Raw genomic sequence first — 22525 nt, forward strand, 5'->3', positions numbered from 1 at the left:
AAGCGAGGTGCCGAGTGGTGGGGCAAGAGCGTTTTGCTTACTTTTGTCTGGGCCGGCATTCCGGCTTTTCAAAAGTAAGACGCCGTCAGGGCGGAACCCTAAGCGGCCGTTACCGCAGCAATGGATATGCACACAATCCAACTGTGTCGACTGCCAGGCCGCCTTCGCGAGCAAGCCCGCTCCCACAATTTGATCGCGGGGCGTCAGCTAGATAGGTGTCGGCTGGTAGGCCGCCATCGCAGGCAAGCCAGCTCCCACAGTGTTCGATGTAGTGTCAGTTTCAGGAAGATGAAGTTTTATTTAGGAAACATTCAGCGACTTCTTGGCAAGATGTCGCCACTTCTAGTGTGAACGCTCACCAGGTAATCCTATGACCCGCATTTTGACCATCGAGGATGACGCCGTAACGGCCCGCGAGATTGTCGCCGAGCTGAGTAGCCATGGACTGGACGTAGATTGGGTGGACAACGGCCGCGAGGGCCTGGTCCGCGCTGTGAGTGGTGATTACGACCTGATCACCCTCGACCGCATGCTGCCCGAACTCGATGGCTTGGCCATCGTCACCACGTTGCGCACCATTGGGGTGTCCACGCCGATCCTGATGATCAGCGCCCTCTCCGATGTCGACGAGCGCGTGCGCGGCCTGCGTGCTGGCGGCGATGACTACCTGACCAAACCGTTCGCCTCGGATGAAATGGCCGCCCGTGTCGAGGTGCTGCTGCGGCGTAAAAGCACGGTCCAGGAATTCGAAACCGCCCTGCGCGTGGCCGACCTGGAACTGAACCTGATCAGCCGCGAAGCCAGCCGCGCCGACCAGCCGCTGACCCTGCTACCCACCGAATACAAACTGCTTGAGTTCCTGATGCGCAACACCGGGCAGATCCTGTCGCGGATGATGATTTTCGAGGAAGTCTGGGGCTATCACTTCGACCCCGGCACCAACCTGATCGACGTGCACATTGGCCGTCTGCGCAAGAAAATCGACCCACCGGGCCTCACGCCGCTGATCCGCACGGTACGAGGCTCGGGCTATGTCATTGCTGAACCCCTCTAAAGGCTGGCGCTCTTCCAGCAGCCGCTTGCTGGCGCTGTACAGTTCGTTGTTCGTGGCCTGGAGCTGCATCCTCATGGGGGTGCTGTACTACGAAGTGTCGGGCTACCTCAGCGACTTGTCGCGCCATTCCCTGCTGCAACGCCAGCACCTGTTCCAGCGTTTTGACGGCGAAGAGCTGGTGGAGGCGCTCACCACCAGCATGACCTTCGACATGAAGGGCGTGGACGCCTATGGCCTGTTCGATGAGCACTTTCGTCCCTTGAGCGGGCCGATCCGCACCGTACCACCCGACTTGCCGCTGGATGGCAAGATCCACGCCCTGACCAATTGCGTGCAATCGGATGACCCCAAACTGCCCAAGGACAGCTGCGACGCGGTGGCCACCCACACCGAAGACGGCCGCTGGCTGGTGTTGGTGCGCGCCAACGGCTCGCTGTTCGGGGTCACACGGATTATCTGGCACGCCCTGCTGTGGGCGCTCTCTTTGACCATCATCCCCGGCGCTGCTGGCTGGCACCTGCTGCGCCGTCGCCCGTTGCGGCGCATTCGTGGGATTCAGGCCAGCGCCGAGGCCATCGTCGCCGGCGACCTCACGCACCGCCTGCCGCTGTCCGACCGGCGCGACGAGCTAGACATGCTCGCCGCCATCGTCAACGCGATGCTCGACCGCATCGAAAAACTGATGAACGAGGTCAAGGGCGTGTGCGACAACATCGCCCACGACCTGCGCACCCCCCTCACCCGCTTGCGCGCCCAGCTTTACCGCATCAAGCAACAAGCCGAGGAAGACTCGGCCCACGCGGTAAAACTCGATGACGCCATCGCCGAAACCGACACCCTGATGGCGCGCTTTCGCGGGCTGCTGCGCATTTCCGAACTGGAAGACCACCAGCGCCGCTCGGGCTTCCTGGTGCTGGACCCGCTGCCGTTGCTGCGCGAGCTGCATGACTTCTATCTGCCCCTGGCCGAAGAAGGCGAACTGGAGTTGGTGTTGCAGGCGCCTGACTCACTGCCGTGGATTACCGGTGACCGTGCGCTGCTATTCGAAGCCCTGGCCAACCTGCTGAGTAATTCGATCAAGTTCACCCCGCCCAAGGGCAAGGTGATCCTGCGGGCAGTCAACGACCTGGGCAGTACGCGCATCGAAGTGCTCGACTCCGGGCCAGGCATTCCAGCCGCCGAGCGTGCGTCGGTGTTCCAGCGCTTCTATCGGGTCGATGAGAGTGATCAGCAAGGCGGTTTTGGCCTGGGCCTGTCGATTGTGGCGGCGATCATCAATCTGCACGGTTTCAAGCTGGAGGTCGGCACCAGTGAGTTGGGCGGCGCCCGGTTGGTGCTCGAATGCCGCCAACAATTGATGCCGGAATAGAACCCTAACGCAATGTAGGAGCGAGCTTGCTCGCGAAAAACTCACGGGCGCCGCGTTTATTCAGGAAGCGCGCGTTATCGTTGGCGTTTTTCGCGAGCAAGTTCGCTCCTACATGCGTATCAAGACCATGGGCGCTACAACACGCTGCCCATGGCCTTGATCAACGCCGGGTCACGCGCATAAATATCCGGCGCGTACACCAACTCACCCTGGCGATCCACTTCTACCGTCCAATACCCCAACAGCACCGGTACCGGCGTGGCCAACCTGAATTCATGGGTTTCGCCGGTCGCCAACAGCTCATCGGTGCGAGTGCGTTCGGCCGGCGTTACCAGCAGGTCGCGCAATAACAACGGTTGCTCGACCCGCACGCATCCCGAACTGAACGCCCGCGGGCCCTTGGTGAACAACGGTTGGCTGGGGGTGTCGTGCAGGTACACCGAATACGGGTTGGGAAAGCGCATCACAATCTTGCCCAGCGGGTTACGCGGGCCGGCCTGCTGGCGCAGCAGGATATTGCCGGGGCGCGCCCAGTCGACCTGGTCGGGGGTCAACGGGTGACCTTCGGCGTCGAGCACTTGCAGGTTTTGCTGGCGCAGGTATTCAGGGTTGAGGCGGATGGCCGGCAGTTTGTCCTCGCGCATGATGGTCGGCGGGATGGTCCAGGTGGGGTTGAGGGTCAGCCGGGTGATGCGCGACTTGAGCAACGGCGTCTGGCGTTCGGCCCGGCCCACTTGCAGGCGGGTTTGCCACACCGGGATGCCGCTCTGGTACACGCTCAGTTGCGCGGCGGCCACATTGACCACGACGCCTTCAGGCTCCAGGTCCTGGGCCAGCCAGCGGAAGCGCTCCAGGTTGATGCGCAGTTGTTCACGACGCATCGCCGGGCTGATATTGAGTTCGGCCACGGTGCCGGCGCCGATCACGCCGTCGGCCTGCAACGAGTGGCTGAGCTGGAAGGCTTTCACCGCCTTGACCAGTTCGCCCTGGTACTGCTTGCCGTTGCCGCTGGGTAACTGGGCCAGGTAGCCGCCGCTGTGCAGGCGCCGCGCCAGTTCCGGCACGCGAGGGTCATTCATCCCAGGACGCAACAACGTGCCCTCGGCGACCGGGTCCCAATGGGGCAGCGGTTGCTGGCGCACGCCGGCATAGGCATTGCGCAGGCTGCGGTACAAATCGGCGCTGGGCCGGGCCTGATCGAAGGCTTGGGCCATGTCTCGCAGGCCGGTGGCGGCGAACGCCAGCACCTCGGTATTCGGATCGCCACTGGGTGGCTGGGAATGCCAGAGGGGCTCAAAGCGCGATTGCTGCAGGCGCCCGTAGTGCAAATCCTGCAGAGCTTGCAGGTACTGCTGGCTGTTGGCGATATCGCTGCACAGCACGTTGGCCGTGGCATCCGCCGCAGGCAAGCTATAGTGGGTGGGGTCCAGGCCATCGTCGGCAAGCATCAGCAACTGGGCATGCAAGGCTTGCCGGCGTTCGTCAGCCGCCCATAGCGGGGCATCGCCCTGCTGCTGGTAAAAGGTTTGCAGGCGCGCCAACGCGGCGGCATCGATACGCGGCGCAAGGTGCGGGCAGACACTGGTCAACTGCGCCAAGGCCTGTTGCAGCGGCGCGAGCGCGACCGGTGCAGGGGTGGTGACGGGCAGTGGTTCTAACGGCAGCGTTTCGGCTGTAGCGACCAATGGTGCAACGAGCAGGCAAATGCTCAAGTAACATGCGTGTTTTTTGAACAATTGACTTAGCTCCACTCCACAGCGGGGACTCGACTGTAGATGCTGACTTTTATACGCAGGCGCAGGCTAACCAGCCTGGGCTTGATCACCGGGTGCCTGGCTTTATTGAGCAATGTTGCGCTCGCCGCCAATGGCACCTCTCTTTCCCTGTATAGCAGCCTGGCGCGCTCTGCTCCAGAACTCAATCCCACCGTCCTCAAAAGCGCCCTGAGCGCCGTGCAGTGCGCGGTCAATAACGGCGAGGAACGTTCCGATCGCCTAGCGGTTATTGACTACTCCCAGCCCTCGACCGCCCGTCGCCTGTGGATCTTCGACTTGCGCAAAAAGACCTTGGTATTGCGCGACCTGGTGGCCCACGGTGCCAAGTCCGGGGAAAACTTCGCCACCCAGTTCTCCAATCTCGAAGGCAGCCACCAGTCGAGCCTGGGGTTGTTCCGCACCCAGGAAAGCTACCTGGGCGCCCATGGCTACTCGCTGCGCATGGATGGCTTGGAGCCGGGCTTCAATGACCAGGCCCGCGACCGCGCCATCGTGATTCATGCCGCCGATTACGTCAGCCCGTTGTGGAGCAAGCGCGAAGGCCGCATTGGCCGCAGCCAGGGTTGCCCGGCCGTGCGCCCGCAGGTCGCCCGCCAAGTGGTGGACAAGCTCAAGGACGGGCAGTTCATGTTTTCGTGGTACCCCGACCAGCGCTGGCTGAAGTCATCGACCTACCTCAATTGCAAACCCCAACAGGTGGCGAGTAGTCGTACAATCCGTGGCGGATAGCCTGTCCCCATAGATAAAAGAGAGCGTCGCATGCTTCTACACACCTCCACCTGGATCGAAATCGGGCAGTTCCTGGAACGCAGCCGCACGGTGGTGATTCCCATCGGCTCCAACGAGCAACATGGACCCACTGGCCTGTTGGGCACTGACTGGATGTGCCCGGAGATCATCGCCCACCACGCCCAGAAGCACGCCGACATCCTCGTCGGCCCGACCTTCAATATCGGCATGGCCCAACACCACCTGGGCTTTCCCGGCACCATCTCCCTGCGCCCTTCCACCTTTATCGCTGCGATTGGCGACTGGGTGCGTTCGCTGGCCGGGCATGGTTTCGAAAAGATCCTGTTCCTCAACGGCCACGGCGGCAATATCGCCACGATTGAAGCGGCGTTCTCAGAGCTGTACGCCGAAGCCAGCTTCGCCCGCCGCCCGGCCGGGTTCGCGCTGAAGCTGGTGAATTGGTGGGACCTGGAAGGCGTCACTGACCTGGCCCAGCGTCAATTCCCGGTCGGGCATGGCAGCCACGCCACGCCGTCGGAAATTGCCGTGACGCAGTGGGCGTATCCGGACTCGATCAAATCTGCCGAGTACTCACCGCAAATCGCCAACACCGGCCCGATTCGCGAAGCCCTGGACTTCCGTGCGCGCTTCCCTGACGGCCGCATGGGCTCGGACCCGGCGTTGGCCACCGTGGAGAAAGGCGGTGAGTTGGTGGCGTTGGCGGCGCAAGGGCTGGTCAAGGCCGTCGACAGCTTCAGCAACGAAGCCAAACCCTGAGCCAAATGGGGCCAATACCCTGTGGGAGCGGGCTTGCCCGCGAAGGCGGTGTGTCAGCCACTGAATCTTCAACTGAACCACCGCTTTCGCAGGCAAGCCAGCTCCCACATTGGTTACAGGGTGGGGTTGCGGTGCATGTGCGGGTTTATTTGCAATCCTGGGCGGCCTGCTCAAGCCGTGACGGCTTGATCGCCGAAGCCAGCGGCTTGCGCTCATACAGGAACACCTTGGTGCCGTCCTGGGACTTGTAGGCCTCCAGCACATCATCGGCGGCAATCTTGCTGGTCAACAGCACCTTGGCGTGGCGCGAGTTCTGGGTAACGGTCGAGGTGATGCCATGCTTTTCCAGCTTGGGCAATACGCATTGCACATAGCCGTCGGGGGTCTTGTTGGTTTGCAGGGTCAGCGATGGGGCATTGGGCGCCGTGATACAGCCGGTCAGCAACAACGAAGCACAAGCCAGGGCCGGGGCGAAGAAAGAGCGCATATTCATTCCTGAAAATAACCAAATAGGGTTCACAACCATTCGCGGGTCAACCTGCGCGAACCAGGGCCTTGAGCGACGCATCGAACTGCTTCAGGGCATCTTGCTGTACATCGCGTTGTTGCTCGATCAGTGCAGCAATCTCCGGGGCCGCCTTGTCATGCACCCACACGGACGGCACGTGCTTGTCCACCGAGCCTTCGGCCTTGGCGATAAACTGCAGGTTCGCATCAAAGAAGCGTGCGACAAAGCGCGCCTCGACCCGGTCATTACGCTGGGTGAGCAATTGGTTATGGGTATCGAGCACCACCACCACATCCGGGTGCGCCTGCACCAGGGCATCCAGGCTGCTATAGACCGTCACCGAGGCAAAAGTGCCCTGCAACGAGTGCATCAACCAGTCGATCGCCAGTTCCGGGTCGGAGCTGTTGACGAACGCCTCGCGAATCCGCCCATCCAGCGCATCCTTGGCGCCGTTCAGTGCCATGGCGTGGTAGCGTTCGAGGTAGCTGAGGTTGTCGCGGGTGTTTTCACTGAACAACACCCCCACCGACTGGGCACGCTGCAGGGAGTCTACGCTACCCACCAGGGGCAGCAAATGGCCTGTACGCACTTGATCGGCCATCGCCGGGGTGGTCATGACCGCGGTGCCCAGCATCAGGGCCATCAAAGCCAACTGGATAATCGTCCTCATCGCGCATTTTCCTTGGGCTGCGTCTCGATGTGCCGATTCTGCGCGTTTGGCGAAAAAACAGAACTTGTGATCCTTGATGGTGACTATCATTTGAACCGATAGTGTCAGGCCGCCCATAAAATCTATAAGGACCCCGCCATGAAGCCCTACCAGAAAATCTTCGATCGTATCCGCGAGGCAGTACTGCCAGAGTTTCGCGAGCGGGTCGCCGACTACCTGGTCGAGTACGAAACCGTGCTGCTGGACTCAAACGCCGACGCCGCAAAAGGCAGCGCCAGCGCCGAGCAACTGCGCGGCTACTTGCGCGGTTTGAACACCATGCGCGTGCTGGGCATGGCTGATTGGGAAGACCTCGACCGGCGTGTCGCCCAGCAGGCAGAGCTAGAGCGCGGGCCGTCGCAGCTCGACCCACTCCCGCACTGACGGCCGCTGCCACTGGCGTTGCGCGTAGGCCACCAGTTGCGTGGGTACGGCGTCACCATTGAGGATCAGGCGATTGAGCATCACCGCCAGGTCCACATCGGCAATCGACCACTGGCCGCACAGGTACTCGCGGTTATCCGCCAGCAACGCTTGCGCCGCGCTGATCAACTTGGTCGCGGCGGCTTGAGCGTCTGCTGACAACGGCGGCCTCTTCTGCCCACAGAACACCACCAGCGTCGAGCGCTCCTGGCGAATCGGCAGCAGGTCGCTGCGTAGCCACGCCTGGACCTGTCGCGCCCTCGCCCGCTGCTGCACATCCGCCGGGTACACGCTGGTCTCGGGGTAGGCCTGGTCCAGGTACTCGGTGATGGCCGAAGACTCCGACAGCGCAAAATCACCATCTACCAGGGTCGGCACGCGCTGGGTCAGGGAGCGTTGGGCGAAATCTGCCGCTTGGTTCTGCCGGGCATCGAGGTCCAGGGTGAGGGTCTCGAACGCCAGGCCTTTTTCGCGCAAGGCGACAAACACCGACATGGCATAAGGGCTGGTAAACAGCGAATCAACGTAGAGGTGCAGCGGGCCTTGGCTCATGGGCAATCTCCTGGGATGAGCCATCACGCTACGAGATCCGGGCCGATAAAGACAATGCAGGGTTTTTATGGGGGCATTCCTGGCGGGAATAGCGCGGGTAGTGGCAATATTATGGCTACCGCTGATTTTCAAGGAAGGAACAGCACATGAAGCAAGCAGTTGTGGTTATCCACGGCATCGGTGAGCAGCGCCCAATGGACACCTTGCGCGGCTTTGTCGAAGCGATGATCCCCACGGACGCCCCCGATGGCAAACCTCTGTACTGGAGCAAGCCGGATCGGCTGTCGCGCAACTTCGACCTGCGCGTACTGAAGTCCTCGGGCCGCACCTCGACAGATTTCTATGAGTACTACTGGGCCCACAAGATGCAGGGCACCAAGCTCGGCCATCTGCTGGGCTGGCTGTGGGACATCTTCAAGCGCCCGCGTTGCGACATTCCCGACGCCATCGTGCCGATCTGGCGTAGCACGCGCTGGACGGTGTTGGCGTTACTGCTATTGATTGCCAGCGGCGCACTGGCCGCAGCCTGGGGTCAGTTGCCCGCCAACGACAACCCCTTCGCGCTGATCCCCCTGCTCCTCGCGGCCATGGGACTGGGGCTGCGCTATTCGGCGCTGGCGTACCTGGGAGACGCCGCGCGCTACTTAAGCCCCAACCCGCAGAACGTAATGGTGCGCGAGCAGATCCGTGCTGATGGTGTAGACCTGCTGCGCGCCCTGCACAATCAGGGTGACTACGAGCGCATCATCGTCGTGGGCCACAGCTTGGGCAGCGTGATTGCCTACGACATCGTCGGCTACCTCTGGCATGAATACCACGACCAATTGACCCAACTGAACCCCAGCAACCGTGAGCTGGCGTCCCGTTATGCCAACCGCGAACCGCTGCAACCGGTGGTCAAGGAAGCCCTGCCCGCAGCCGGCGCCTTGCTGGACGGCAGCCTGGGCAGCCTGTTGAATTTTCGTCAGCAACAGGCCGAGGCGTTCGTTGAACAGCGCGGCCTGGGCAACCCCTGGCGCATCACCGACCTGGTCACCGTCGGCAGCCCGATGGCCCACGCCAGCCTGTTGCTGGGCCGCAGCGTCAGTGACTTCCAGCAGCGCATGGAGCGCCGCGAAGCCCCGGCCTGCCCGCCTACCGAAGACACCCAAGGCTACGGCTACAACGCCCGCCAACCGCTGATGCTCGGCCAAAAGCCCTTCACCCCGCACTACCTGCACCACGCCGCAGCCTTTGCCGTCACGCGCTGGACCAACCTGTACTTCCCTGCCCCCTTCGGCGTATTCGGCGACATCGTCGGCGGCCCGGTCAAGCCGGTGATGGGCGGCGGCGTGCTGGACTTGCCGGTGACCGTGGGCAATGGCAAAGGCTGGCTGGCCAGATCCTGGCTCAGCCACACCCATTACTGGAGCGAACGAGGCGGTACACAGGGTTACCTCAGTGCACTGGGCAAGGATGAACAGGCGATCACCCAAGGCCCGCGCCCTTCGGCCACTGAAGCGTTGCGGTGGGCGATTGACCTTAAGGGGGTACGGCGGTTTCGCCGTACGAAGGTAGAGCAGCGGGCGGCGGCAGAAGCCTGAGAGTCCCCCTATCAGTCCTCTTGCACTGACAGGAGAACCGTCAACAACGCCCCCACCCCTAAACTTAAAGCGAGTAAAGCTACGCCCTGCGTGCCAAGAGGAATGAGCAATGACGCCAACGTTCCGAACAGCAGGGCTACCAGCTGTTGTAAAAAACTGAACAGCATCATTGACTCCATTCCAGGGTATTTTTTTACTGCAAGAGACGCGACACAGGGATACATCATTGCCTGGGCATACCAGGCTGCAAAATATGCCAGCACCGTAAATTGGCGATCCAAATATCCAAAAGTTGTAAATAGAAATACTGACGTCGCTACAACCAACACACTACTACCTGTGATTGAAAGTGCATAAACACTCGTAAAATTCAATGCATACCTTACAGTCAGCGCCCCCGAAAAATAGGCGAGCCCTAGCCATACTCCGAGCATTCCGTATTGCACACTTCCCCACCCCAAAAGCACGTCAAAGACAAAGACGCCCACACCTTGATACACGACAAACACCCCATAGCTACATCCACCGACTATGACCGGCAAATAAAAGCTGGGCCGACTGATGATGCCTGCATACCCTGAACAGCTGACGCGACGCGTTCTATCCATGTCCAGAACCGACAAAACCCCTGCTGCCAGCAGCACTAGGACAAGGGTTATAACTGAGCCAAAAGCCATGATTACTGCCACTACTTCCCAGCGAAAAAAAGAAATTAAAAAGCCGCCTGCGAGTTGTCCTACCACCAAGGCAAAAACAAATGAATAGGATAAAAAAGACAACTGCTTCGCCAGGCGTGCTCCCGAGTAGATCTCGGTTAACAATGCGCGCCCAATTAAGGCTGCTCCACCACCGCCAATGCCTTGGAGCAGCCTGGAAAGATAAAAACCATCATTATCATGGACCCATATAGATAAAATACTTCCGCTAAAGAAGACGCCACAAAACCCCAGCAGAACGACTGACCGGCCAAAAAATCGAATAAGTTGTACGGCAAAAACCAACGGAACTGCGGCACCGCCCAAATAGATTAGTAAGGCAGTGTAGCCTTCGGCATCACTCATACCGAAAGCATCAACAATATCAGGCGTGACGGGCAAATAAAGCGTCACGCCCAACTGAGCCATCATGGTAGTACTACAGGCTAAAGTCAGCACCCTTACATTCGACTGCACGTGCCCCCCCACCAAAATTAGTTAACTTGGCAGCGATGTTTTAACACGCGAGAGCATTTTACAAGCAGACAAAGTATGGGATTAGCCCCAAAACTTTGTAGGCTATTTCCTCAGGTAACAATGACTACGGTTTAGCTCCATACTAGCCAACGCAACACATCGGGGACCCGTTAAAGGCGCTTGAGCAAGCGCCCCCTCCTGTACCTATCCCGCAAACCCACCCTCATCCAAAAAAACCTGTTCCGCAGCGGTGGTCGTCCTCCCCAACACCCCATTGCGATGCGGAAACCGCCCGAACCGCTCAATGATATCGGCATGCTCCTTGGCCCAGTGATAGGTGCTGTTATCCAACTGCCGGTTCAGGGCCAGAGACCGTTGCTGGTCCTGTGGGTCTTCCGAATGTTCAAAAGGCAAATAGCAGAACGCGCGCAACTGAGGTTCAACCTGTTGATCCAACCCCGCGTCCACCATCTTTCGCGCATACAACCGGGCCAGCGGGTCGGTGGCGAACATGTGTGCCGTGCCGCGAAAGGCGTTGCGCGGGTACTGGTCCAGCAGGATCAGTAACGCCAGCGCGCCATCCGCCGTGGTCAACCAGTGTTCGAGTTCACGCCGCGCCGCCTGCATATGGGTGGCGTGGAAGCGGTCACGAAAGTCCGCATCGAACTCTTCGTCCTTGGCAAACCAACGCTTGGGCCCCGCCTGTTTCCAGAACGCGATTACCGCTTCGGCCGATTGAGGGGTCATGCTTACCTCGCTTAATGTTATAGAATAACGTCAATATTGTGCCTGCGTGTGATCCTTAACTTATGACTGACGCTATGACTTTACGCAAACGCCTGCTGTCCATCGACGCCCTGCGCGGCCTGGTGATCCTGTTCATGTTGCTGGACCACGTGCGGGAAACCTTCTTGCTGCACCGCCAGGTCAGCGACCCCATGAACATTGACAGCACCGAGCCAGCGTTGTTTTTCAGCCGCACCCTCGCCCACCTGTGTGCGCCGGTGTTTGTGCTGCTTACCGGATTGTCGGCGTGGCTGTATGGCCAGAAATATCAGGGCCGTCGCGACGTGTCGGCATTTTTGTTCAAGCGCGGGCTGTTCCTGGTGGTGCTGGAATTCACCCTGGTCAACTTCGCGTGGACCTTCCAACTGCCGCCCAGCGTGATCTATATGCAAGTGATCTGGGCCATCGGCATCAGCATGATCGCGCTTGCCGCGTTGGTTTGGCTACCGCGTGCCTGGCTGATCGGCTTGGCGCTGATGATTATCGCCGGGCACAACCTGCTCGATGGGCTGCACTTTGCAGCGGGTTCGATGTGGCATGTGCCGTGGACGATCTTGCATGAACGCAACTGGATTGAAATCTCTGAAAACCTGCGCCTGCGCACCACCTACCCGGTACTGCCATGGATCGGTGTGATTGCCCTGGGTTACGGCCTCGGGCCATGGTTTGCCAATGCCACGCTGCCGGCTGTGCGTCAGCGTTATTTACTGGTCGCGGGGGTGGGCGCGTTGGTGGGCTTTGGGTTGGTGCGAGCGCTCAACGGCTATGGCGAGCAGCCTTGGCAGGTGTATGACAGCAGCGTGCTGACGCTGATGAGCTTTTTCAATATCACCAAATATCCGCCTTCGCTGTTGTTCCTGGCGTTGACCCTGGGGATTGGCTTGCTGTTGCTGCTGGCGTTTGAACACGCCGGGCATAAGCGCTGGATCGGCGTACTGGCAGTGTTCGGCGCGGCGCCGATGTTCTTTTATCTGTTGCACCTGTACGTGTTGAAAATCCTCTATGTCGCCTGCGTTGCATTGTTTGGCCTCAACCATGGCAATTACTTTGGCTTCGACGGTATCGGTGCGGTGTGGCTGGCAGCGCTGCTGTTGCCGATTGCTCTGTACTTGCCCGTGCGTTGGTTCGCCGGCCTGAAAGCCCGGCGGCGGGACCTGGCGTGGCTCAAATACCTCTGACCTGATGCAGGCAAATTGTGGGAGCGGGCTTGCTCGCGAAAGCGGTGTGTCAGCCACTGCTGTTGTGACTGAAAGACCGCATTCGCGGGCAAGCCCGCTCCCACAGTTTTTAACCGCGCCGGGCTCAGGAATCAGGCCAGTTCGGCACGCAGTTGGCGAGCGGCGGTGACCATGTGGATGAGCGCCGCCTCCGTTTCCGGCCAGCCTCGCGTCTTCAAGCCGCAATCAGGGTTCACCCATAGACGCTCTGCCGGAATCCGCTTGGCGGCCTTGCGCAGCAAATTGGCCATTTCCGAGGCATCCGGCACCCGTGGCGAGTGGATGTCGTAGACCCCCGGGCCGATCTCATTCGGGTAGGCGAAGGCTTCGAACGCGTCGAGCAGCTCCATGTCCGAGCGTGAGGTTTCGATGGTGATCACGTCGGCATCCATGGCGGCGATGGACTCGATCACGTCGTTGAATTCGCTGTAGCACATGTGCGTGTGGATCTGGGTTTCATCGCCCACGCCACTGGCGCACAGGCGGAACACTTCGGTGGCCCAGTCCAGGTAGTGCTGCCACTGCGCCTGGCGCAACGGCAAGCCTTCACGAAAGGCCGCTTCGTCGATCTGCACGATCTTGATGCCGGCCGCTTCCAGGTCCACCACTTCGTCACGAATCGCCAGGGCCAGTTGCCGGGCCTGCATTTCGCGGCTCAGGTCTTCCCGTGGGAACGACCACATCAGCATGGTCACCGGGCCTGTGAGCATGCCCTTCATCACTTTGTCGGTGAGCCCTTGGGCATAGCGAATCCACTCCACGGTCATGGCTTTCGGGCGCATCAAGTCGCCGACAATCACCGCGGGTTTCACACAGCGCGAACCATAGCTCTGCACCCAGCCAAAGCGGGTGAACGCGTAGCCATCAAGTTGCTCGGCAAAGTACTCGACCATGTCGTTACGCTCGGCTTCACCATGCACCAGCACATCCAGCCCAAGATTTTCCTGCACCTCAACCGCATGCTTGATCTCACTGTGCATGGCTTCGATGTATTCGGCTTCGCTCAACTTGCCCGTCTTGTACGACTGGCGCGCCAGGCGGATCGACGCGGTCTGTGGGAACGAGCCGATGGTGGTGGTCGGGAACAGCGGCAGGTTAAGCCCGGCCCGTTGCTTTTCGATGCGCTGGGCAAACGGCGACTGACGCTGGCTGTCCAGCGCCGTGATGGCGGCGACACGGGCCTGAACAGCGGGTTTATGGATACGTGACGATGCAGCACGAGCCCCCTGCACGGCGCGGCTTTCGGCCAGGGCGGCGAGTACGTCAGGTGCTGACGGCTGGTCAACTGCCTTGGCCAGTAGCGCCACTTCCGCGCACTTTTGTACGGCAAAGGCCAGCCAGCTTTTCAGTTCGGCATCCAACTGGTCTTCCCGCTCAAGATCCACCGGGCTGTGCAGCAGCGAGCAGGACGGCGCAACCCACAGACGATCGCCCAATTTCTCATGGGCATGCTGCAAGGTAGCCAGGGCTTTTTCCAGGTCGCAGCGCCACACGTTTCGGCCGTTGACCACACCCAGGGACAGCACCTTGTACGCTGGCAGGCGGTCGAGGATGGTCGGGTACTGGTCCGGCGCACGCACCAGGTCGATATGCAAGCCATCCACCGGCAGGTTGGCGGCCAGGCCGAGGTTTTCTTCCAAGCCGCCGAAGTAAGTGGCCACCAATTTTTTCAGCGGGTCGCGCTGGATCAGGTTATAGGCGCGCTCAAAAGCGTTCTTCCAGTCCTGGGGCAGATCGAGCGCCAGGATCGGCTCGTCGATCTGCACCCACTCCACGCCCAAATCGGCCAGGCGCTGGAAGATCTGGCCATACAGCGGCAGCAGTCGTTCGAGCAGGTCGAGCTTGTCGAAGTCAGCGCCCCTGGCCTTGCCTAGCCACAAGTAGGTCAGCGGGCCGATCACCACGGGCTTGACGCGGTACCCCAGGTCGAGCGCTTCCTGGACCTCTTCGAACAGTTGGTCCCACGCCAGGTGGAATTGCTGATCGACGCTGAACTCCGGCACCAGATAGTGATAGTTGGTATCGAACCACTTGGTCATCTCCTGGGCATGGGCTCCGCCGCAGCAGCTGTCGCTGACGCCACGGGCCATGGCGAACAAGGTATGCAGAGTGGCCTGGCCATCGGCCGGGCGGAATCGCTCAGGCACCACGCCGAACATCAGCGAGTGGGTCAGCACCTGGTCGTACCAGGCAAAATCACCCACCGGCAACAGTTCGATGCCGGCTTGCTGTTGCAGCGCCCAGTGGGTGCTGCGCACATCACGGCCAACGGCGCGCAGGCCGGCTTCGTCGAGCTCTCCCTTCCAGAACGCTTCCTGCGCTTTTTTCAGTTCACGATCGCGTCCAATGCGTGGAAACCCGAGGGAATGAGCGACTGCCATGACTTACAACTCCGATGGTGTGATTGATGGCGGTCATTGTCGGCAGAGGGGTTTCTTGAGACAAACTCATTTTGTTCTGGATCATCACAAGATTTGCTCATTTTTAGGTGGGCCTGATTTTAGCGGCGCTACTGTAGGGTTTGCGGTGCCAGGGCTGGCGTCATCGCGGCCTCGCTTAGGTTCGAGCGCTCCCACAGGGGGACGGGGTGATTCTTATGAACGGTCATACTTACGCCCTATGCTTAACGTGGCGCGCAAAAACCGCCGGCTAACCTTTCGATCTGTTCCAAGTGCGGGCACAATGCGTGTCCTTTTTTGGCAGGCACCGCCGCAGGCTCTCAAAAATGATCAAAACGCCGTACTACCTCATCGATAAACAGAAGCTTCTGGTCAACATGCAGAAGATTGCCTACGTGCGCGAACAGTCCGGCGCCAAGGCTCTGCTGGCGCTCAAGTGCTTTGCCACCTGGTCGGTATTCGACTTGATGCAGCAATACATGGACGGCACCACCTCGTCGTCGCTGTATGAACTCAAGCTCGGTCGCCAGAAGTTCGAAGGTGAAGCGCACGCCTACAGCGTGGCCTGGGCCGACGATGAAATCGAAGAGATGCTGGAGAACTGCGACAAGATCATCTTCAACTCCATCAGCCAGCTGCAGCGTTTTGCCGAACGCAGCGAAGGCAAGACCCGCGGCCTGCGCGTAAACCCACAGGTGAGCAGCTCCGACTACCTGCTGGCCGACCCGGCGCGCCCGTTCAGCCGCCTGGGCGAGTGGGACCCGGTGAAGATCGATGGCGTGATCGACCAGATCTCCGGTTTCATGTTCCACAACAACTGCGAGAACGGCGACTTCAGCCTGTTCGACAAGATGCTCGGCACCATCGAGGAACGCTTCGGTACGCTGCTGCACAAGGTCAAGTGGGTCAGCCTCGGCGGCGGCATCCATTTCACCGGTGAAGGCTATGCACTGGACGCATTCTGCGCGCGGCTCAAAGCCTTCTCCGAGAAGTACGGCGTGCAGGTCTACCTGGAACCCGGCGAAGCGGCGATCACCAACAGCGCCTCCCTGGAAGTCACCGTGCTCGACACCCTCTACAACGGCAAAAATCTCGCCGTGGTAGACAGCTCCATCGAAGCCCACCTGCTGGACCTGCTGATCTATCGCCTCAACGCCAAGCTGGCGCCGAGCGAGGGTGAACACACCTACATGGTGTGCGGCAAATCCTGCCTGGCCGGGGACATCTTCGGCGAGTATCAATTTGATCGTCCGCTGGCCATCGGCGATCGGCTGTCGTTCATCGACACCGCAGGCTACACCATGGTCAAGAAAAACTGGTTCAACGGCCTGAAAATGCCGTCCATCGTAGTGAAACAACTCGACGGTACAGTCGAGGTGGTTCGTGAATTTGGTTACGACGACTACCTGTCCAGCCTGTCCTGAGCTGGCGGATAAAGGAGAGATAAAGCAATTGAAAAAGAACGTTCTTATCATTGGTGCAGGAGGTGTCGCCAAGGTGGTGGCCCACAAGTGCGCGCAGCACAACGACGAACTCGGTCGTATTGCTATCGCGTCGCGCAACATCTCCAAATGCCAGGCCATCATCGACAGCGTCAAGGCCAAAGGTAGCCTCAAGGTTCCCGCCGATATCCAAGCCTTCACGCTGAACGCCCTGGACGTGGAAGCGACCAAGGCCCTGATCCGCGAGACCGAATCGCAGATCGTCATCAACGTCGGTTCCGCGTTCCTCAACATGTCGGTATTGCGTGCCTGCATCGACACGGGCGTGGCTTACCTGGACACCGCCATCCACGAAGAGCCGGGCAAGGTCTGCGAAACCCCACCGTGGTACGGCAACTACGAGTGGAACCACCTGCAAGAATGCAAACAGAAGAACATCACCGCCATCCTTGGCGTGGGCTTCGACCCAGGTGTCGTCAACGCATATGCCGCGCTGGCGCAGCAACAGCATTTCGACCGCATTGATTCGATCGACATTCTCGACGTCAATGCCGGCTCCCATGGCAAATACTTCGCCACCAATTTCGATCCGGAAATCAACTTCCGCGAATTCACCGGGCAGGTGTGGAGCTGGCAGAACAGCCAGTGGACCAGCAACACCATGTTCGAAGTCAAACGCACCGACGACCTGCCCGTAGTCGGCTCGCAAAACCTCTACCTCACCGGCCACGATGAAGTGCACTCGCTGTCGAAAAACCTCGACGTGCCCAACGTGCGTTTCTGGATGAGCTTCGGCGAACACTACATCAACGTGTTCACCGTGCTGAAAAACCTCGGCCTGCTCTCCGAACAGCCGGTCAAGACCGCCGAAGGCCTGGAAGTGGTGCCGTTGAAAGTGGTCAAGGCCGTGCTGCCCGACCCGTCTTCGCTTGCGCCTGGCTACACCGGCAAGACCTGCATCGGTGACCTGGTCAAAGGCACCAAGAATGGCCAGCCGCGTGAGATGTTCATCTACAACGTGGCTGATCACGAAGAGGCCTACGCCGAGACCGACAGCCAGGGCATCTCCTACACCGCAGGCGTACCACCGGTAGCCGCTGCGCTGCTGGTGGCGCGTGGCGAGTGGGATGTGAAGCACATGGCCAACGTCGAGGAACTGCCAGCTGAGCCGTTCCTCAAGGCGCTGGATGTGATGGGCTTGCCGACTCGGATCAAAGACGAGAACGGTGATCGGGCCTGGGATGCGACGGCCTGATAGGCGATAGCTGACCGAGCAAAAAGAATGCGCCCCCAGGGGCGCATTTTTTGTGTGGGCTCACCTACAGCGCGAAGAACAATGAGGATCAAAATGTGGGAGCTGGCTTGCCCGCGATGGCGGCGTGTCAGTCAATTAATCTGTCACTGAACTGACGCTTTCGCAGGCAAGCCAGCTCCCACACTGAATCTGCAGCGCAAACGGAGCTTCGGTTCATTCCAGATTCCGCGCCGAATTACTCAACGCCCTTGAGCACTGCAACAGCGCCGGCGCCAGTTGCCGTTCGGCATCCGCCTGGCACCAGCGGCTGGTCGGCGCCACCACATGCACTGCGGCCACGGGCCGGCCATTGCCGCCCAGCACCGGCGCGCCGATGGTCATGTCGCCGAGGAACAGTTCCTGAGTGTTCACCGCATAGCCCTGCGCCCTCACCTGCTCCAAGGAGGCCATGATCGCCTCGACGTCGGTCAGCGTGCGGCTGGTATGCGCCACTCGCTGGCTGTTCTCGATCAACGCCAACGCCTCCTCCTGCGGCAACGCACTCAAATACGCCCTCCCCGACGCCGTGCAGTACATCGGCACCCGTGAGCCAATCGGCATATGCACCGGCACGAACCCTGCGCTAACAAAGCGCGCGATGTACGTCATGTCGTAGCCCGCCGGCTCGGTAAGGCACGACGTCTCGCCGGTCAATCGGGTCAACTCGGACAAGAACGGGTTGGCCACTTCGATCAACGAATGCGCATCCAGGTAACTGAAGCCCAGCTCCAATACCCGAGGGGTGAGTTGGTAATGGCGTGTGCGCGAGTGTTTCCGAAGGTAACCCAGGCTTTCGAGGGTGAACACCATGCGCTGGGCCGAGCTTTTGGTCATGCCGGCGGCCTCTGCCACCTCTGCAAGGCTCATGCTACGGCGCTGTGCGCTAAAAGCCTTGAGCACCGACAGGCCTTTTTCCAGGGATTGGTTGTGCAAACTGTTGCGGTCTTCGGACATGGCGAACTCGCGGGCAGGTGGCTCAGGCGTGGTGATATTTCTACCTTAAAAGCTGATTAATGACCATTAAATATCGCATATCGATACGAAAGGTTCATTTTTAAAACTTTCTACCATCATTTACGATTTTTCTGATTCGAAATGGCATAGAGCTTGCGATTTCATCGGCAGCCGCTTGCGGTACTGACTTTCCGTTTTCCGTCTGGAGTAACCCGATGAACAGTCTTTCGCCCTTGTTTCGCCGCCTTGCCTTCGGCCTGTGCGCCACGCTCTGCATCAGCGTCGCGCACGCAGGCAGTGCGTCCTCGTACAAAGTCGGTGCAACCGCCAGTGGTTCGCCGTTTACCTTCCTGGATATCAAGAGCAACAGCATCCAGGGCGTGATGGTCGACGTGGCGGAAGCCGTCGGCAAGGCCGGCGGGTTCAGCAGCCAGATCGAGCAGACCAACTTTGCCGCGCTGATCCCGTCCCTGACATCCGGCAAGCTGGACTTTATTTCCGCCGGCATGCTCAAGACCCCGGAGCGTACCCAAGTGGTCGACTTCAGCGCCGCGGTTTACGCCTATGGTGAAGGGCTGATCATCAGCGCCGACGACGATGCCGCCTACCCTGACCTTATGCCGCTCAAAGGCCAGGTCGTCGGCGTGCAAGCCGGCACAATCTTCTACGACCAACTGAACAAGCTGGGCATCTTCAAGGAGATCCGCACCTACGACTCCATCGGTGAGATGGTTCGCGACCTGTCCCTGGGCCGCATCAAGGCCGCCGTGGGTGACCAGCCGGTGGTGGCCTACCAGATCCGTCAAAAGCTGTTCAAAGGCGTGAAACTGGCGCCTGACTACAAGCCCACTAACGTCGGCGAAGTGTGCCTGGTGGTGCGCAAGGGCGATGCCGCAACCCTTGAGCGCCTGAACACCGCCATCGCCAGTATCAAGGCCGACGGCACGCTGGACAGCATCCTCAAGAAATGGGGGCTGGACGCCCAGGAGCGCCCATGAACCTGGCTGAGTTCCTGCAGAACGCCCAGGACTTCCTGCCGATCCTGCTGCAAGGCGCCTGGGTGACGATCCAGATCACCGTGCTGTCGTTCCTGCTCAGCAGCGCCCTCGGCCTGGTGCTGGCGCTGCTCAAGCTGTCGCCGATTCGCGCGCTGTCCTGGACCGCCAGCACCATCATCAACGTGATCCGGGGGCTGCCGATTATCGTGCAGCTGTTCTACATCTACTTCGTGCTGCCGGACATGGGCATCCATCTCACGGCGTTTTATGCCGGGGTGATCGGTATGGGCATCGCCTACTCGGCGTACCAGGCAGAGAACTTCCGCACCGGCATCATCGCCGTCGAACAAGGCCAACGTGAAGCCGCCGAAGCCTTAGGGATGCGCACGGGGCTGATGATGCGCCGGGTGATCCTGCCCCAGGCGTTTCGCATCGCCCTGCCGCCCTACGGCAACACCCTGGTGATGATGCTCAAGGACTCCTCGCTGGTGTCGACCATCACCGTCGCCGAGATGACGCGCCAGGGCCAACTGATCGCCTCATCGACCTTCCAGAACATGACCGTCTACACCCTGGTCGCCCTGCTCTATCTGTTGATGAGCCTGCCGCTGGTGTATGGCCTGCGTCGCATGGAGCAGTACCTGGGCCGGAGGAAAAAAGCATGATCGAGATTCGCCAGCTGCAAAAACACTACGGTGACCACCACGTCCTGCACGGCGTCGACCTCGACGTGGCCAAGGGCGAAGTGGTGTGCCTGATCGGCCCCTCGGGCTCGGGAAAATCCACCCTGCTGCGCTGCATCAACGCCTTGGAAGCCTACGACGGCGGGCATATCAACGTGTTCGGCGAAACCGTACAACGTGGCAGCAAGACCGTACACGCTCTGCGCAGCCGCATGGGCATGGTGTTCCAGCGCTTCAACCTGTTCCCCCATCGCACGGTGCTGGAAAACGTAATGGAAGGCCCGGTGTACGTCAAAGGCGAATCGCCCCGCCAAGTCCGCGAAGAAGCCCTGGTGCTGTTGGAAAAAGTCGGCCTGAGCGCCAAGGCCGACGCCTACCCCGAACAGCTTTCCGGCGGCCAGCAGCAACGCGTTGCCATCGCCCGCGCCCTGGCGATGAAACCCGACGCCATGCTGTTCGACGAACCCACCTCGGCCCTCGACCCGGAACTGGTCGGCGATGTGCTGGCGGTAATGCGCACCCTGGCCGATGAAGGCATGACCATGATCGTGGTCACCCACGAAATGGGCTTTGCCCGCGAAGTGGCCGACCGCGTGTGCTTCCTGCACGGCGGCTACATCGTCGAAAGCGGCCCCGCTGAACAGGTGCTGGGCAACCCGCAGCATGCGCGTACCCAGGATTTCCTGCGGCGCGTGCTGCACCCCACAGGCAACACGCGGAGCCTGTCATGAAATCGTTGTGGTCGGCGACTGCGCCGTCAGTGGTGCCAACACCGGCATTGAACGAGTCGGTGAAGGTCGACGTGGCGATTGTCGGAGCCGGATATACCGGTTTATCGACGGCGCTGCACTTGGCAGAGCGTGGCGTGCGCGTGTGTGTGCTGGAGGCCCATGAGCCAGGCTGGGGTGCCTCGGGGCGCAACGGTGGGCAAGTCAACCCCACGCTCAAATATGACCCGCAGCAGCTGGTACAGAAGTACGGGCCGGAACGCGCCGAGCCGTTGATCGCCACGGTGTCGAACTCGGCGGACCTGGTGTTCAAGCTGATCGAACGCCATGGCATCGATTGCGCGCCGGTGCGCAAGGGCTGGATGCAGGTGTCGTACAGTGAAAAGGCGGTGGCCGGGCTGCATGCTCGGGCCGAACAATGGGCCCGACGCGGCGTACCAGTTCAGCGCCTGGATGCCACGGCGGTGGCGTCACGCATGGGCAGCTCGGCGTTTGCCGGCGGCTGGCTGGATGGCCGTGCCGGGGCCATTCAACCCTTGGCGTATGCCCGCGGGTTGGTGGCAGCGGCGTTGGCGGCCGGCGCACGGGTGCATGGCCACAGCGCGGTGACAGGCCTGCAGCGCCAGGGTTCGGCTTGGCAACTGCAGACAGCCGGCGGTGCGCAGGTCACGGCAGATCAAGTGGTGCTGGCCACCAATGGCTACAGCGATCACTTATGGCCCGGCATGGCCCAGAGCGTCCTTGCGGCCAACAGTTTTATCGTCGCCACCAAACCATTGAGTGGCCGCGCAGCCGAAAGCATTTTGCCAGGCCAGGAAACCGTGTCGACCGCGCAACGCTTGCTGCTGTATTTTCGCAAAGACGCGTATGGGCGCCTGCTGATGGGCGGCCGCGGCCTGTTCAACGACCCCACCGGACCGGCCGACTTTGCCCACCTGGAGCGCTCCCTGGCGCTGCTGTTTCCGCAACTGGGGCCATTGGAATTCGACTACCGCTGGGCCGGGCGCATCGCAATCACGCGGGACTTCATGCCCCATGTCCACGAACCGGCGCCGGGGCTCACCCTGGCGTTGGGTTGCAATGGGCGCGGGATCGCGTTGTGTACCAGCCTGGGCCAGCAATTGGCCGGGCGGTTGTGCGACAACACGGCAGGCTTCGCCTACCCGATAACGCCCTTGCAGCGTTTGCCCTTGCATCGCTTGCAGCGGTTCTACATTGGCGCGGGCGTGGCCTGGTATAGCTTGTTGGATCGGTTGAACGTCGGTTAAATCGCCAAATGCTCTTGCAACTGTCAATTCCAACAGGTTACCGATTGCGTGAATGCCGTTAGCCTGAGCGAGCCAGTCATCGATTGGCTCACCCATTCACCATGT

General features: G+C 60.5%; 21 protein-coding genes. 13 read left to right on the forward strand and 8 right to left on the reverse strand.

What is annotated here, in order from left to right:
- The first annotated feature begins 370 nt into the window (after positions 1-370).
- Positions 371-1054 (forward strand): response regulator transcription factor, encoded by a 684-nt coding sequence (locus E1K68_RS11780; RefSeq protein WP_003191687.1) that lies wholly within the window; start codon positions 371-373, stop codon positions 1052-1054.
- Positions 1032-2423, forward strand: a complete 1392-nt coding sequence (locus E1K68_RS11785) for a HAMP domain-containing sensor histidine kinase (RefSeq protein WP_003191688.1) — start codon at positions 1032-1034, stop codon at positions 2421-2423. Before E1K68_RS11780 ends, E1K68_RS11785 begins: the two co-directional genes overlap by 23 nt.
- 134 nt (positions 2424-2557) lie before the next feature.
- Here E1K68_RS11785 and E1K68_RS11790 read toward each other — a convergent pair whose 3' ends face one another.
- The gene (locus tag E1K68_RS11790) at positions 2558-4159 is read right to left on the reverse strand and encodes a L,D-transpeptidase family protein (RefSeq protein ID WP_003191689.1); all 1602 of its coding nucleotides are present in this window, start codon (positions 4157-4159) and stop codon (positions 2558-2560) included.
- A 39-nt stretch (positions 4160-4198) separates the two neighbouring features.
- On the opposite strand from E1K68_RS11790, the gene E1K68_RS11795 reads away from it, so the two are divergent.
- Both E1K68_RS11795 and E1K68_RS11800 read left to right on the forward strand, forming a co-directional pair.
- The gene (locus E1K68_RS11795; protein WP_003191690.1) at positions 4199-4927 is read left to right on the forward strand and encodes a murein L,D-transpeptidase catalytic domain family protein; all 729 of its coding nucleotides are present in this window, start codon (positions 4199-4201) and stop codon (positions 4925-4927) included.
- 30 nt (positions 4928-4957) lie between these two features.
- Positions 4958-5704, forward strand: a complete 747-nt coding sequence (locus tag E1K68_RS11800) for a creatininase family protein (protein WP_212614130.1) — start codon at positions 4958-4960, stop codon at positions 5702-5704.
- A 145-nt stretch (positions 5705-5849) separates the two neighbouring features.
- Here the strand turns inward: E1K68_RS11800 and E1K68_RS11805 are convergent, their stop codons facing one another.
- Both E1K68_RS11805 and E1K68_RS11810 read right to left on the reverse strand, forming a co-directional pair.
- Positions 5850-6191, reverse strand: coding sequence for a hypothetical protein (locus tag E1K68_RS11805; RefSeq protein ID WP_034135746.1), 342 nt, complete (start codon positions 6189-6191; stop codon positions 5850-5852).
- 46 nt (positions 6192-6237) lie between these two features.
- Complete coding sequence (locus tag E1K68_RS11810) at positions 6238-6882, reverse strand: hypothetical protein (protein WP_034135747.1); 645 nt, start codon at positions 6880-6882, stop codon at positions 6238-6240.
- 138 nt (positions 6883-7020) lie between these two features.
- Between E1K68_RS11810 and E1K68_RS11815 the strand changes: the two genes are divergently transcribed.
- Entirely contained in the window at positions 7021-7305 is a 285-nt protein-coding gene (locus tag E1K68_RS11815) for a hypothetical protein (protein WP_003191695.1), read from the forward strand.
- On the opposite strand, the gene yfcF is transcribed toward E1K68_RS11815, so the two are convergent.
- Complete coding sequence (gene yfcF, locus E1K68_RS11820) at positions 7264-7896, reverse strand: glutathione transferase (RefSeq protein WP_057711776.1); 633 nt, start codon at positions 7894-7896, stop codon at positions 7264-7266. The genes E1K68_RS11815 and yfcF overlap by 42 nt on opposite strands.
- 146 nt (positions 7897-8042) lie before the next feature.
- Between yfcF and E1K68_RS11825 the strand changes: the two genes are divergently transcribed.
- The gene (locus E1K68_RS11825; protein ID WP_212614131.1) at positions 8043-9479 is read left to right on the forward strand and encodes a hypothetical protein; all 1437 of its coding nucleotides are present in this window, start codon (positions 8043-8045) and stop codon (positions 9477-9479) included.
- A gap of 11 nt (positions 9480-9490) precedes the next feature.
- On the opposite strand, the gene E1K68_RS11830 is transcribed toward E1K68_RS11825, so the two are convergent.
- Positions 9491-10606 (reverse strand): MFS transporter, encoded by a 1116-nt coding sequence (locus E1K68_RS11830; RefSeq protein WP_212614132.1) that lies wholly within the window; start codon positions 10604-10606, stop codon positions 9491-9493.
- Between the two features lie 249 nt (positions 10607-10855).
- Positions 10856-11398, reverse strand: a complete 543-nt coding sequence (locus E1K68_RS11835) for a DUF924 family protein (RefSeq protein ID WP_212614133.1) — start codon at positions 11396-11398, stop codon at positions 10856-10858.
- A 62-nt stretch (positions 11399-11460) separates the two neighbouring features.
- Between E1K68_RS11835 and E1K68_RS11840 the strand changes: the two genes are divergently transcribed.
- Entirely contained in the window at positions 11461-12615 is a 1155-nt protein-coding gene (locus tag E1K68_RS11840; RefSeq protein WP_212614134.1) for a DUF1624 domain-containing protein, read from the forward strand.
- A 131-nt stretch (positions 12616-12746) separates the two neighbouring features.
- On the opposite strand, the gene metE is transcribed toward E1K68_RS11840, so the two are convergent.
- Positions 12747-15035, reverse strand: coding sequence for a 5-methyltetrahydropteroyltriglutamate--homocysteine S-methyltransferase (gene metE / locus E1K68_RS11845; protein ID WP_212614135.1), 2289 nt, complete (start codon positions 15033-15035; stop codon positions 12747-12749).
- 344 nt (positions 15036-15379) lie between these two features.
- Between metE and E1K68_RS11850 the strand changes: the two genes are divergently transcribed.
- Complete coding sequence (locus tag E1K68_RS11850; RefSeq protein ID WP_003191705.1) at positions 15380-16477, forward strand: carboxynorspermidine decarboxylase; 1098 nt, start codon at positions 15380-15382, stop codon at positions 16475-16477.
- A gap of 28 nt (positions 16478-16505) precedes the next feature.
- Positions 16506-17750, forward strand: a complete 1245-nt coding sequence (locus E1K68_RS11855) for a saccharopine dehydrogenase family protein (RefSeq protein ID WP_003191706.1) — start codon at positions 16506-16508, stop codon at positions 17748-17750.
- 213 nt (positions 17751-17963) lie between these two features.
- Here the strand turns inward: E1K68_RS11855 and E1K68_RS11860 are convergent, their stop codons facing one another.
- A complete protein-coding gene (locus E1K68_RS11860) occupies positions 17964-18743 on the reverse strand; it encodes an IclR family transcriptional regulator (protein WP_003191707.1) in 780 nt (259 codons plus the stop codon).
- 215 nt (positions 18744-18958) lie between these two features.
- Here E1K68_RS11860 and E1K68_RS11865 point away from each other — a divergent pair, with 215 nt between their 5' ends.
- Genes E1K68_RS11865 through E1K68_RS11880 form a run of 4 tightly spaced genes read left to right on the forward strand, consistent with a single transcriptional unit; the run spans position 18959 to position 22420 of the window.
- Positions 18959-19741 carry an ABC transporter substrate-binding protein gene (locus E1K68_RS11865; protein ID WP_212614136.1) on the forward strand — a complete coding sequence of 261 codons (783 nt, stop codon included), beginning with the start codon at positions 18959-18961 and terminating at the stop codon, positions 19739-19741.
- Positions 19738-20406, forward strand: a complete 669-nt coding sequence (locus tag E1K68_RS11870; RefSeq protein ID WP_003191710.1) for an amino acid ABC transporter permease — start codon at positions 19738-19740, stop codon at positions 20404-20406. The genes E1K68_RS11865 and E1K68_RS11870 overlap by 4 nt, the downstream gene beginning before the upstream one ends.
- Complete coding sequence (locus E1K68_RS11875; RefSeq protein WP_003191712.1) at positions 20403-21155, forward strand: amino acid ABC transporter ATP-binding protein; 753 nt, start codon at positions 20403-20405, stop codon at positions 21153-21155. Before E1K68_RS11870 ends, E1K68_RS11875 begins: the two co-directional genes overlap by 4 nt.
- Positions 21152-22420 carry an FAD-binding oxidoreductase gene (locus E1K68_RS11880; RefSeq protein ID WP_003191714.1) on the forward strand — a complete coding sequence of 423 codons (1269 nt, stop codon included), beginning with the start codon at positions 21152-21154 and terminating at the stop codon, positions 22418-22420. The genes E1K68_RS11875 and E1K68_RS11880 overlap by 4 nt, the downstream gene beginning before the upstream one ends.
- Positions 22421-22525: the final 105 nt, after the last annotated feature.

The organism is Pseudomonas sp. B2021, assembly GCF_018135665.1.
GTDB classification, from domain to species: Bacteria; Pseudomonadota; Gammaproteobacteria; order Pseudomonadales; family Pseudomonadaceae; genus Aquipseudomonas; species Aquipseudomonas lactis.

What these genes read in the sequence shown, in the direction of transcription:
- E1K68_RS11780 (WP_003191687.1), top strand. Translation starts at nt 371, where the DNA reads ATGACCCGCATTTTGACCATCGAGGATGACGCCGTAACGGCCCGCGAG.
- E1K68_RS11785 (WP_003191688.1), top strand. Translation starts at nt 1,032, where the DNA reads ATGTCATTGCTGAACCCCTCTAAAGGCTGGCGCTCTTCCAGCAGCCGC.
- E1K68_RS11795 (WP_003191690.1), top strand. Translation starts at nt 4,199, where the DNA reads ATGCTGACTTTTATACGCAGGCGCAGGCTAACCAGCCTGGGCTTGATC.
- E1K68_RS11800 (WP_212614130.1), top strand. Translation starts at nt 4,958, where the DNA reads ATGCTTCTACACACCTCCACCTGGATCGAAATCGGGCAGTTCCTGGAA.
- E1K68_RS11805 (WP_034135746.1), bottom strand. Translation starts at nt 6,191, where the DNA reads ATGCGCTCTTTCTTCGCCCCGGCCCTGGCTTGTGCTTCGTTGTTGCTG.
- E1K68_RS11810 (WP_034135747.1), bottom strand. Translation starts at nt 6,882, where the DNA reads ATGAGGACGATTATCCAGTTGGCTTTGATGGCCCTGATGCTGGGCACC.
- E1K68_RS11815 (WP_003191695.1), top strand. Translation starts at nt 7,021, where the DNA reads ATGAAGCCCTACCAGAAAATCTTCGATCGTATCCGCGAGGCAGTACTG.
- yfcF (WP_057711776.1), bottom strand. Translation starts at nt 7,896, where the DNA reads ATGAGCCAAGGCCCGCTGCACCTCTACGTTGATTCGCTGTTTACCAGC.
- E1K68_RS11825 (WP_212614131.1), top strand. Translation starts at nt 8,043, where the DNA reads ATGAAGCAAGCAGTTGTGGTTATCCACGGCATCGGTGAGCAGCGCCCA.
- E1K68_RS11830 (WP_212614132.1), bottom strand. Translation starts at nt 10,606, where the DNA reads ATGATGGCTCAGTTGGGCGTGACGCTTTATTTGCCCGTCACGCCTGAT.
- E1K68_RS11835 (WP_212614133.1), bottom strand. Translation starts at nt 11,398, where the DNA reads ATGACCCCTCAATCGGCCGAAGCGGTAATCGCGTTCTGGAAACAGGCG.
- E1K68_RS11840 (WP_212614134.1), top strand. Translation starts at nt 11,461, where the DNA reads ATGACTGACGCTATGACTTTACGCAAACGCCTGCTGTCCATCGACGCC.
- metE (WP_212614135.1), bottom strand. Translation starts at nt 15,035, where the DNA reads ATGGCAGTCGCTCATTCCCTCGGGTTTCCACGCATTGGACGCGATCGT.
- E1K68_RS11850 (WP_003191705.1), top strand. Translation starts at nt 15,380, where the DNA reads ATGATCAAAACGCCGTACTACCTCATCGATAAACAGAAGCTTCTGGTC.
- E1K68_RS11860 (WP_003191707.1), bottom strand. Translation starts at nt 18,743, where the DNA reads ATGTCCGAAGACCGCAACAGTTTGCACAACCAATCCCTGGAAAAAGGC.
- E1K68_RS11865 (WP_212614136.1), top strand. Translation starts at nt 18,959, where the DNA reads ATGAACAGTCTTTCGCCCTTGTTTCGCCGCCTTGCCTTCGGCCTGTGC.
- E1K68_RS11870 (WP_003191710.1), top strand. Translation starts at nt 19,738, where the DNA reads ATGAACCTGGCTGAGTTCCTGCAGAACGCCCAGGACTTCCTGCCGATC.
- E1K68_RS11875 (WP_003191712.1), top strand. Translation starts at nt 20,403, where the DNA reads ATGATCGAGATTCGCCAGCTGCAAAAACACTACGGTGACCACCACGTC.
- E1K68_RS11880 (WP_003191714.1), top strand. Translation starts at nt 21,152, where the DNA reads ATGAAATCGTTGTGGTCGGCGACTGCGCCGTCAGTGGTGCCAACACCG.